At 69.2% G+C, this 9,431-nt stretch carries 11 protein-coding genes; 6 read left to right on the forward strand and 5 right to left on the reverse strand.

What is annotated here, in order from left to right; genetic code table 11:
* Positions 1-927: type VI secretion system protein (locus tag VBO01S_RS29385; protein ID WP_062482189.1), on the forward strand; the 927-nt coding region annotated here is incomplete at its 5' end.
* A gap of 19 nt (positions 928-946) precedes the next feature.
* Here the strand turns inward: VBO01S_RS29385 and tssJ are convergent.
* Positions 947-1,465: a type VI secretion system lipoprotein TssJ gene (gene tssJ / locus VBO01S_RS29390; RefSeq protein WP_062482192.1), complete on the reverse strand. Its 519-nt coding sequence runs from the start codon at positions 1,463-1,465 to the stop codon at positions 947-949.
* Between the two features lie 71 nt (positions 1,466-1,536).
* On the opposite strand from tssJ, the gene tssA reads away from it, so the two are divergent.
* The 5 genes from tssA to VBO01S_RS29415 all read left to right on the forward strand — a co-directional run bounded on the left by tssA (position 1,537) and on the right by VBO01S_RS29415 (position 5,901).
* A complete protein-coding gene (gene tssA / locus VBO01S_RS29395) occupies positions 1,537-2,568 on the forward strand; it encodes a type VI secretion system protein TssA (protein WP_062482195.1) in 1,032 nt (343 codons plus the stop codon).
* Between the two features lie 49 nt (positions 2,569-2,617).
* A complete protein-coding gene (tssB, locus tag VBO01S_RS29400) occupies positions 2,618-3,130 on the forward strand; it encodes a type VI secretion system contractile sheath small subunit (protein WP_062482197.1) in 513 nt (170 codons plus the stop codon).
* Between the two features lie 56 nt (positions 3,131-3,186).
* Positions 3,187-4,680 carry a type VI secretion system contractile sheath large subunit gene (tssC, locus tag VBO01S_RS29405; protein WP_062482199.1) on the forward strand — a complete coding sequence of 498 codons (1,494 nt, stop codon included), beginning with the start codon at positions 3,187-3,189 and terminating at the stop codon, positions 4,678-4,680.
* A 152-nt stretch (positions 4,681-4,832) separates the two neighbouring features.
* Positions 4,833-5,312, forward strand: coding sequence for an Hcp family type VI secretion system effector (locus VBO01S_RS29410; RefSeq protein ID WP_056584576.1), 480 nt, complete (start codon positions 4,833-4,835; stop codon positions 5,310-5,312).
* A gap of 88 nt (positions 5,313-5,400) precedes the next feature.
* The gene (locus tag VBO01S_RS29415) at positions 5,401-5,901 is read left to right on the forward strand and encodes a peptidoglycan-binding domain-containing protein (RefSeq protein ID WP_062482201.1); all 501 of its coding nucleotides are present in this window, start codon (positions 5,401-5,403) and stop codon (positions 5,899-5,901) included.
* A gap of 96 nt (positions 5,902-5,997) precedes the next feature.
* Here the strand turns inward: VBO01S_RS29415 and VBO01S_RS29420 are convergent, their stop codons facing one another.
* The 4 genes from VBO01S_RS29420 to VBO01S_RS29435 form a co-directional block, all read right to left on the reverse strand.
* The gene (locus VBO01S_RS29420) at positions 5,998-6,795 is read right to left on the reverse strand and encodes a PP2C family protein-serine/threonine phosphatase (RefSeq protein ID WP_062482203.1); all 798 of its coding nucleotides are present in this window, start codon (positions 6,793-6,795) and stop codon (positions 5,998-6,000) included.
* A gap of 41 nt (positions 6,796-6,836) precedes the next feature.
* A complete protein-coding gene (gene tagH / locus VBO01S_RS29425; protein ID WP_062482205.1) occupies positions 6,837-8,537 on the reverse strand; it encodes a type VI secretion system-associated FHA domain protein TagH in 1,701 nt (566 codons plus the stop codon).
* A 114-nt stretch (positions 8,538-8,651) separates the two neighbouring features.
* On the reverse strand, positions 8,652-9,047 hold the full coding sequence (locus VBO01S_RS29430; protein ID WP_062482207.1) for a DUF4150 domain-containing protein: 396 nt from the start codon (positions 9,045-9,047) through the stop codon (positions 8,652-8,654).
* A gap of 11 nt (positions 9,048-9,058) precedes the next feature.
* Positions 9,059-9,431 (reverse strand): DUF3540 domain-containing protein (locus VBO01S_RS29435; RefSeq protein ID WP_157627496.1); only part of this gene is annotated, 373 nt, incomplete at its 5' end.

The following is a 9,431-nucleotide window of genomic DNA, read 5'->3' on the forward strand; positions in this document are numbered from 1 at the left end:
ATGGCGCAGGCGCGCACCTCGCTGCGGCAGGCACCGCGCACGCGCGCGACGGCGCCGTGGTTCCTCTTCATCGGCGGTCCGGCCACCGGGCTGCCGGGGCTGCTCTCGGCCGCCCGCGCCGAATGCGTGGCGCCGCCCGCGAACGAGGCACCCGGCACGCCCTGGTGGCGCTGGTGGACCACCGGCGCACTGACGGCCATCGAGCTGCATCCCGACGCCATCGGCGACCAGGCCGGCACGGCGCCCGCACGCGGGCTCTGGCTGCAGTCGCTGCTGGCGCTTGCCGAGCGACGCGAACGCCTGCCGCTGCACGGCGTGGTGGTGTGCGTGGCGGCCGGCGACCTGCTGTACGGCGACCCGGCCCTGCGCAAGCGCGCCACCGCGAACATGCGCCGCCTGCTCGACGAGGCCAGCGACACGCTGCGCCTGCAGCTGCCGGTCTACCTCGTCGTGACGGGTCTCGAAGGCCTGAAGGGCTACGCCACGCTGCGCGCCGCGCTGCCGCCCGAGGTGCTCGCGCAGGCGCTCGGCCACCGCGTGGAGCACCCGTTCGCGGCGCACGCAGCGCGCGCCGCCGACCGGCTCGATGCGCTGTTCGATCCGCTCGTGGCGCAGCTGCACGGCCTGCGCATGGCCCTGCTGCGCGAGCAGCCGGGCCCCGCGGGGCGGCTCGCGCTGCATGGCTTCGTGGAGAGCGTGCGCACCTTGCAGCCGGCCTTGCGGCAAGTGGCGCAGGGGCTGTTCGAGGGGCACGGCAAGGGGGTGCGCGCGCCGCGCTGGCGCGGGCTGTACCTCACGGCGACGGCGTCGGAGAACGGCACGGGCGCCGCGTTCGTGAGCGACCTGTTCGGCCGCTTCCTGCCGGCGGACCAGCCGCTGGTGCGGCCGGGGCGCTTTGCGCCCACGGTGCCGGCGGAACTGCGCTGAGGCCGCCGTGCAGCTGGTGCTACTTGGCCGCAGCGTCGACGCGGATCTGCCGCGCGCCGAAGGTCACGTTGAGCACCTGCGCCTGGCCCGGGGTGACCGCGCGCACCTCGCGCCAGCGCGCGCGGTCGAGGTCGCGGAACGCGGCCATCACGCCGATCGCCTTGGCATCGGCCGGCAGGGTGAGGTCGAGCTTTTTGCTCTCGCCGGGGCGCAGCAGCATTTCTTCGCGCTGCACCAGCTCGGCGCCGAGCGTGGCCTGGTCTTTCTCGAACAGCGAGAAGAAGTCGGCGCCTTCGAAGGGCCCCGGCGTCTTGAGCGCATAGACGCGCACCGTGAGCGGCGAGGCGCGGCCGCGCGCGTCGGGGTTGGCATCGGCGCCGGCCGTGAGCGTGATCGACACCGGCGTGACCACCGGTTTGCTCGCGCAGCCCGCCATCAAAAGACCCGCTGCAGCAAGGCCAAAAGCCGCGAGACGTCGCCGGGAAGGCCACGCCACGGAGTGCTCATAGGACGAATGGTGTGTACCCAGCGTGCGCATGCTATTCCCTTCGTTGCATTGACCGGTCCTGACGCATCTTTGATTATCACCAGCGAACTCGAACAGGCAACATGCTGACTCCCCAACTCGTCGACGCACTGCTCACGCCCATCGGCGAGGCCTCGCCTTGCGGGGACGACCTGGAGTACGACGCGGACTTCATGGCCCTCACGACTGCGGCGCAAGGCAAGGCCGAGCAGCAGTTCGGCGACACCGTGATCCCCGCCGTCGAACCCGACTGGCGCGACGTGGCCGAGCGCGCCGATGCGCAGCTGCGCCGCAGCAAGGACGTGCGCGCCGCCGTGCTGCTGCTGCGCGCCGCGACGCGCCTGCAAGGCGTGGCCGGCTTCACGGCGGGCCTGCAATTGCTCACCTCGCTGCTCGACACCTTCTGGGACGGCATACATCCAAAGCTGGATGCGGACGACGACAACGACCCCACCATGCGCCTGAACGCGCTCGCGCCGCTGAGCGACGACAGCATGGTGCCGCGCGACCTGTACGACGCCTCGGTGGGCAACGCGCCGGGCGTGGGCCCGATCCGCGTGCGCGACATCGCCATTGCGCACGGCGTGCTCAACGCCGTCGGCGGCGAAGCCTCGTATTCGCCCGCGCAGGTGCATGGCGGGCTCGAGGCCCTGCACGCCGCGCACCCCGACCAACTGCAGGCCGCCATCGGCCTGCCCGCGCTGCTCGACCGCCTGCAGAAGCTGCTGGGCGAGCGCACCGGCCGCACCGACGCGGTGGACCTGGGCACGCTGCGCACCGTGTCGCGCACGGTCGCCAAGGCCTGCACGGCGGCAGCCGGCGCGCCCGAAGCCTCTGCCGACGAGGGCGCAACTGCCGACGGTGACGCCCCGGCCGGCAACGCGGCCCGCCCGGCCGCGCCGCGCGGCGAGATCCAGAACCGCCAGGACGCGGTGCAGATGCTCGACCGCGTCATCCGCTACCTCGAACAGGCCGAGCCCGGCAACCCCGCGCCGCTCCTGATCGAACGCGCCAAGAAGCTCATCGGCGTGAGCTTCCTGGACATCATGGCCAACCTCGCGCCCAACGCGATGGACACCATCGAGACCGTGACGGGCAAACGCCAGTCCGAATGACCGCCGCCGTTTCCACCCGTCCCCTTTCATTCCCGCAAGGAGCATCGCCATGGCCAAGAGCAGTCAGAAATTCATCGCACGCAACCGCGCGCCCCGGGTCCAGATCGAATACGACGTGGAGCTCTACGGCGCCGAGAAAAAGATCCAGCTGCCCTTCGTGATGGGCGTGCTGGCCGACCTGTCGGGCAAGCCCGCCGACCCGCTCGCGCCCGTGGTCGACCGCAAGTTCCTCGAGTTCGACGTCGACAACTTCGACGCCCGCATGAAGGCCATGAAGCCGCGCGCCGCCTTCGCCGTGGAGAACTCGCTCACCGGCGAGGGCGACCTGAAGGTCGAGCTCACCTTCGACAGCATGGACGACTTCTCGCCCGCCGCCGTGGCGCGCAAGGTGGGCGCGCTGAACAAGCTGCTCGAAGCGCGCACGCAGCTGTCGAACCTCGTGACCTACATGGACGGCAAGGGCGGCGCCGAAGACCTGCTGGCCAAGGTGCTCGAAGACCCGGCCCTGCTGCAAACGCTGGCCGCCAGCAAGAAGCCCGGGGACGGCGAAGCCGCCGCCTGAGCCTGCCCCACCCCGATTCCTGACAGACACACACCGGTACACGAGGAGAAACCATCATGGCCGACGCACTCGAGCAGAGCGCACTGAAAGACGTTGCGTACGCGGGAAGCGACTTTTCGTCGCTGCTGCAGAAAGAATTCAAGCCGCGCAGCGACGAAGCCAAGAGCGCCGTCGAAGCCGCCGTGCTCACGCTGGCGCAGCAGGCGCTGAGCAACAGCACCGTCATCGGCAAGGACGTGACCAAGTCGATCCAGGCCATGATCGCCGCGATCGACGCCAAGCTCACCGACCAGGTGAACAAGATCATCCACCACCCCGACTACCAGAAGCTCGAGAGTGCGTGGCGCGGCCTGCACTACATGGTGAACAACACCGAGACGGACGAGAACCTGAAGATCCGCGTGATGGACATCTCCAAGCAGGAGCTGGCCAAGAACCTCAAGAAGTTCAAGGGCGCGGCCTGGGACCAGAGCCCGATGTTCAAGAAGATCTACGAGGAGGAGTACGGCCAGTTCGGCGGCGAGCCCTTCGGCGCGCTGGTGGGCGACTACCACTTCGACCAGAGCCCGCCCGACGTCGAGATGCTCGGCGAGATGGCCAAGATCGCCGCCTCGGCCCACGCGCCCTTCATCACCGGCGCGAGCCCCAACCTCATGCAGATGGAGTCGTGGCAGGAGCTGGCCAACCCGCGCGACCTGACCAAGATCTTCTCCACGCCCGAGTACGCCGGCTGGCGCTCGCTGCGCGAGTCGGACGACTCCAAGTACCTGGGCATGTGCATGCCGCGCTTCCTGGCGCGCACGCCCTACGGCGCCAACACCAACCCGGTGGAAGAGTTCGACTTCGAGGAAGACACCGCCGGCGCCGACCACAGCAAGTACGCCTGGGCCAATGCCGCCTATGCGATGGCGACCAACATCAACCGCTCGTACAAGCTGTACGGCTGGGGTTCGCGCATCCGCGGCATCGAGTCGGGCGGCGCGGTGGAAAACCTGCCGCTGCACACCTTCCCCAGCGACGACGGCGGCGTGGACCAGAAGTGCCCGACCGAGATCGCCATCAGCGACCGGCGCGAAGCCGAGCTCTCGAAGGCCGGCCTGCTGTCGATGATCCACCGCAAGAACTCCGACTTCGCGGCCTTCATCGGCGCCCAGTCGCTGAACAAGCCGGCCGAGTACGACGACCCCGACGCCACGGCCAACGCCAACCTGGCGGCGCGCCTGCCCTACCTCTTTGCCTGCAACCGCTTTGCGCACTACCTGAAGTGCATCGTGCGCGACAAGGTCGGCAGCTTCAAGGAGCGCGAGGACATGCAGCGCTGGCTCAACAAATGGATCATGAATTACGTGGACGGCGACCCCGCCAACTCGTCGGAAACCACCAAGGCCCAGAAGCCGCTGGCCGCCGCCGAGGTGATCGTGGAGGAAGTCGAGGGCAACCCGGGCTACTACACGTCCAAGTTCTTCCTGCGCCCGCACTACCAGCTCGAAGGCCTCACGGTCTCGCTGCGGCTGGTGTCCAAGCTGCCGACGGCCAAGGGTGCCGGTTGAAAAAAATCTGCGAATTCTTCTTGAATTGCCGGTTCCGTTTCGTTCTATGAGTAGCTGCCGGGCAGCGGAACTTTTCTCCCACCGCCGGCAGCCATTTTTTTCGTTTCGATCATCAACCGCCCGAATGCAATCGGGTTCCAAGGAGTAGGAACATGTCATCTGACTTTCACATCAAGCTCGACGGCGTCAAGGGCGAGTCTTCTCACAAGGACCACAAGGACGAGATCGAGATTTCGTCGTGGTCCTGGAACGTGAGCAACGCATCGGGCGCGGGATCGGGCGGCGGTTCGGGCAAGGGCAAGGCCACGCCGGGTGAATTCAATTTCACGCACACCTACGACAAGGCATCCCCCGTGCTCGCCAAGAACTGCGTGAGCGGCAAGCACTTCAAGGACATGGTCATGACCTGCCGCAAGTCGGGCGAAGGCCAGCAGGAGTACCTGAAGGTCACGCTCAAGGAAGTCTTCATCTCCAGCGTGGGCCCCGGCGGCGCACAGGGCGGCGACGTGCACGAGCAGGTGTCCTGCAGCTTCAAGGACATCGAGTTCGCCTACAAGGGCCAGGACGAAAAGGGCGCCGGCGGCGGCGAGGTGAAGTTCGGCTGGAACGTGGCCACCACCGAAACCCGCTGACGGGCGACGGACCCGCCAGCCCCGTCCGCCCCAGGCACCGCACGGTGCCGGGGCCGGTCCCTGCCCGTGTCCTCACCGGAGCAATGCCATGGCATTCAGCACCACACTCATCGGTACCAGCGGCAAGCTGCACACGACCTACAACTCCGATTGGTCGGTCGGACGGATCGGCTCCAACACGCGTGAAGACGTGATGCTGGTGCAGGCCCTGTTCAAGATCTTCTACTACGAGCTGCTCGGCTTCAACCACGACTTCGACCCGCCCCCCGGCGCGACCGAGGTGATCGTGGTGGACGGCTATTACGGGCCGGTCACGCAGAAGCACATCACGCACTTCCAGGAACAGGCGATCGCACGCGGGCGCAAGGTCCTGCCGGACGGCATCTTCGATCCGTTCCGCGAGCCCGGTGCGTCCAGCACGATCAGCAAGACGCGCTACGCGCTCGACCTGCTGAACAACGGCTGTGCCAACAGCTGCGAAGAGCAGAACATCGACAACTACAGCAACCTGCCGAACCGGGAAGACATGCCCGCGTTGCTGCGCAGCGCGCTGAAGAAAGTCAAGAAGAAGGCCAGCAAGTACAGCTGAACAGTCTCAGCGGCCCCAAGCAAAACGCCCATCCATCGGATGGGCGTTTTGCTTGGGGGAATGGATGGCACCGCCTCGTCGCGAGGCAGGCTGCGCTCAGGGGTCCGTTGTCGACGCGACGTTCTCGGGCAGCAGCCGCGTCATGTCGTCGTCCGCGTCCTCGATCACCCACAGCGTGAGCGCCGTGTAGTTGTCGTGGCCCGGCTTGGCATTGGCCTTGATCTGCGCGTCGAGCAGCTCCGTCCACTGGCTGGGCGTGCGCGAGGCGTGCAGCGTGTCGACCAGGCACTCGTCGCCCAGCGGCTCCCACACGCCGTCGCTGCACAGGAGCAGCACGTCGCCGGGCAAGAGGCGCATGCGGTCGGACACCGCGATGTCGGGCGCCTCCTCGATCGAACCGAGCGCCGACAGCAGCATGTTGCGCTGCGGATGCAGGCGCGCGCCCTCCTCGTCGAGCATGCCGCCCGCGACCATCTGCTGCACCAGGCTGTGGTCGGTGGTGCGCGCCACGATGGCGCCGCCGCGGAACAGGTAGGCGCGGCTGTCGCCGCTGTGCACCCAGGCCAGCACCTCACGCTCCAGGTCGATCACCGCGAACACCACCGTGGAGCGCATGCCGGCGAGCTTGCCGCCTTCGGCCTGGCGCGCCACCACGTCGAGATTGGCACGTTCGACCAGCGCGCGCAGCGCGGCCTCGTCCAGCGAGGGCGCCCCCGAGAAGCCGCCGAGCACGCTGGCGCGCACCGTGGCCGCCGCCACGTCGCCGCCGCCGTGGCCGCCCGCGCCGTCGGCCACCAGGCAGGCGACGTAGCGCTCGTCGTGCCAGTGGCCGTGCACGTCCTCGTTGTAGGTGCGCCCGCCCTGCCGGGAGAGCGTGACGATTTCGATTTCCAAGCGGGGTGCCTCGCGAGTGCTGGGGGTTGTGCTGGTGGTCTTCAGGTGTCGGACTTCAGGCGCGCCATCTGCTCTTCGTAGGCCGCGAGGAAGGCCTTGCCGAAGAGGCTGTGGAAGTCGTCCTCGGCCTCGCTCGCGATGCCGCCGTACAGCGCCACGAACTGGTCCCAGAGCTTGGCCTTGCGGTTGGCGGCAAAAAGCGCGTCGAGCGCGGTCTTCGCGCTGATCTTCTTCTCGAGCTCGGCCGGCTCGAAGCGCCCGATGACATGGGCCAGCGCCGCGCGCATGCCCACCATCACGCCGAACTGGTGCGCCCGCAGGTCGTCGAAGGCGTCGCGCATCGCGGCCTCGGGCGGCATGAAGCCGCGCACGCCGGGCCCCAGCAGGTGCGCCAGCGCGACCTCGACCGTGGGCGAGAACTTGAGCGGGTTGTTGGCCTGCGACGCGATCATCGTGACCTCGGCGCGCACCTCGCGCTTGAACTCCTGGCGCGTGAGCAGCAGCTGCAGCGTGCCCTCGGTGGCGGTGCGCAGCATCGAGCCGATGCGCTCCATGAGGCCGGGCGTGAGCATCTCGGGCGGCTGGTGCGTGCTGGCCAGGCCGCGCAGGAAGGCGGCGAGCAGTTCGTCGTCGGAGGCGGCGCGCGGGGACGAGGCTGCTGCGGGGACTGCCGGCGGCGCGACATGCACGGGCGGCGGTGGTGGCGGAGGGGGCGGCGGCTCGGCGACACGGCCGGCGTTCTCCGGCCCGCTGATGCGGATCGGCTGGCCGGTCACGTCGTCGAACTGCGCGAGCGGGGCCACGGGTGCTGGCGCGGGCGCAGGGGGCGGCGGCGGCGGTGGCGGCGTGATGGCCTTCGGCGGCTCGAAGCCGAACTGGTCGATCGGCAGATGATCGGAACGCGGCACCGGCGTGGCGGGCGCCGCGCGTTGCAACGCGGCCAGCGGGTCGGCGTCAGACGCGGTGTTGGGCTGCAGCAGCGGATCGGCCAGCGGCGACAGCGCGAGCGGATCGCCGCCGATGCCGCCGGCGCCCGGCGAACCGCCGAACAGGTCGTCGATGCTCGCGGCCTTGCCGTGCGCGGGCGGCGCGCCCAGGTCGGAAAAATCGTCGAGCGCGCCGAGCCCCGCAGAGGGTGCGGCCGACGGCGTGGGGCCCAGCAGGTTCGCGAACGGGTCGACCTGGTCGACCTGGTCGACCTGGTCGGCCTGCGCGTTGCGCGAGCCGCTGGCCATGGGGTCGGGAAAGAGCAGCGACTCGGCGGGCGCGGCGGCGGCACGGGCTGCAGCAGGCGCCGGCGCGGGAGCGGGCGGCGATCCCAGTCCCGCGAGCAGGTCGGCGAACGGATCGTCGCTGCTGGCGGCGGGCGCGGCGGCCGGCGCCGACATCACGGTGTTGGGGATGACCGGCGCGCGGGGTGCCGCCGCGGCCACCATCACGCGCACCGAGAGTTCGAAGCTGCCGATGACGAGCCGTGCGCCGTCGGTCAGCGCCGCTTCCTTGCCCGCGCCCAGCGACACGCCATTGCATTGCATCGCGTTGCTGCCGCGATCGACGATGAAGTACTGGCCGTCGCGGCACAGCACCTGCGCGTGCACGCGCGAGACGGTGCGGTCGGGGTCGTCGAGCACCAGCGCGTTGGTGTCGGCGCGGCCGATGGTGCCGCCGCCGGGCCCGAAGTCCGCGGCGATGGACGGTCCGGCCGGCATGCCTTGCCGGGTGATGACAGCGATATGGATCATGAATCGGCCCCCGATGGCGGCTGCGCCCGTGCAATCTCGCAAGGAGTATTCATTCCGTGGGGCCGGTTGGCAATCTCGCCTTAAGAGGTATGCCGCATGCGCGCCTTCGTGGCCTCACGGCGCCAGCAGCAGCACGAGCGACTGGCTCGGCACCGCGCGCACGCCCGGGCAGTTGGTGCTGTTCTGCAGCGAGTTGCTGGTCAGGCGCGTGGCGGGCATGCCCTGGAAGAGCACGGTGAACGCGCCCGTGAGATGGCGGCACGGCCCCATCACGGTGCCGGAGGCCACGCCCAGCAGCACCCCGGGGTTGTCGCCGTTGCTCATCGGGATCGTGGTGCCCAGGTTGTGCGCCGGGCCGCCCATGATGAGGATCGTGGGGCAGTTGGGAATGGCCATCGCGCCCATCGCGATGTTCGGGTACGGAATGGGCAGCGGCGACGGCGCGGCCGGCGTCATGCAGACGTCGGGGAAGGCCATGTCGGTGCCCATGAGCTGGCAGTTGGCGAACATGGGACGTCTCCTCAACCGAAGTGGATCTGCGCGCCGCGCGTCTTGACCAGCTTGCCGCCGTTGACCATCACATGCTCGGCCTTGAGCTGCATCAGCTGCTGCGCCTCGTGGTCGATGTGCATGGCCTGCACGCGGTCGGTGCCCTGCGTGGTGCGCAGGTAGTGGCGGCTGAAGTGGGTGACGCGGTCCATCACGCTCGAGAGCACCGAACCGACGAACTTGATGGTGCCCGCACACAGCCGGAACTGCCGCGCGGCCACCTCCACCTCGTCGGCCACCAGGTGGGTGCGACGCCCGCGCAGCTCGAGCTGGTCGGCATCGAGCTGCAGCCGCGCGGCCTCCAGGTGCAGGGCGCCGTCGCACCGCAGCACGGCCGGCTGCGCC

Source organism: Variovorax boronicumulans NBRC 103145 (assembly GCF_001591345.1).
Taxonomy (GTDB): Bacteria; Pseudomonadota; Gammaproteobacteria; order Burkholderiales; family Burkholderiaceae_C; genus Variovorax; species Variovorax boronicumulans.

Bases quoted from the DNA above. Each gene is read 5' to 3' on its own strand.
- VBO01S_RS29415 (WP_062482201.1), top strand. From the start codon at position 5,401: ATGGCATTCAGCACCACACTCATCGGTACCAGCGGCAAGCTGCACACG.
- VBO01S_RS29430 (WP_062482207.1), bottom strand. From the start codon at position 9,047: ATGTTCGCCAACTGCCAGCTCATGGGCACCGACATGGCCTTCCCCGAC.
- tssC (WP_062482199.1), top strand. From the start codon at position 3,187: ATGGCCGACGCACTCGAGCAGAGCGCACTGAAAGACGTTGCGTACGCG.
- tagH (WP_062482205.1), bottom strand. From the start codon at position 8,537: ATGATCCATATCGCTGTCATCACCCGGCAAGGCATGCCGGCCGGACCG.
- VBO01S_RS29410 (WP_056584576.1), top strand. From the start codon at position 4,833: ATGTCATCTGACTTTCACATCAAGCTCGACGGCGTCAAGGGCGAGTCT.
- tssB (WP_062482197.1), top strand. From the start codon at position 2,618: ATGGCCAAGAGCAGTCAGAAATTCATCGCACGCAACCGCGCGCCCCGG.
- tssA (WP_062482195.1), top strand. From the start codon at position 1,537: ATGCTGACTCCCCAACTCGTCGACGCACTGCTCACGCCCATCGGCGAG.
- tssJ (WP_062482192.1), bottom strand. From the start codon at position 1,465: ATGCGCACGCTGGGTACACACCATTCGTCCTATGAGCACTCCGTGGCG.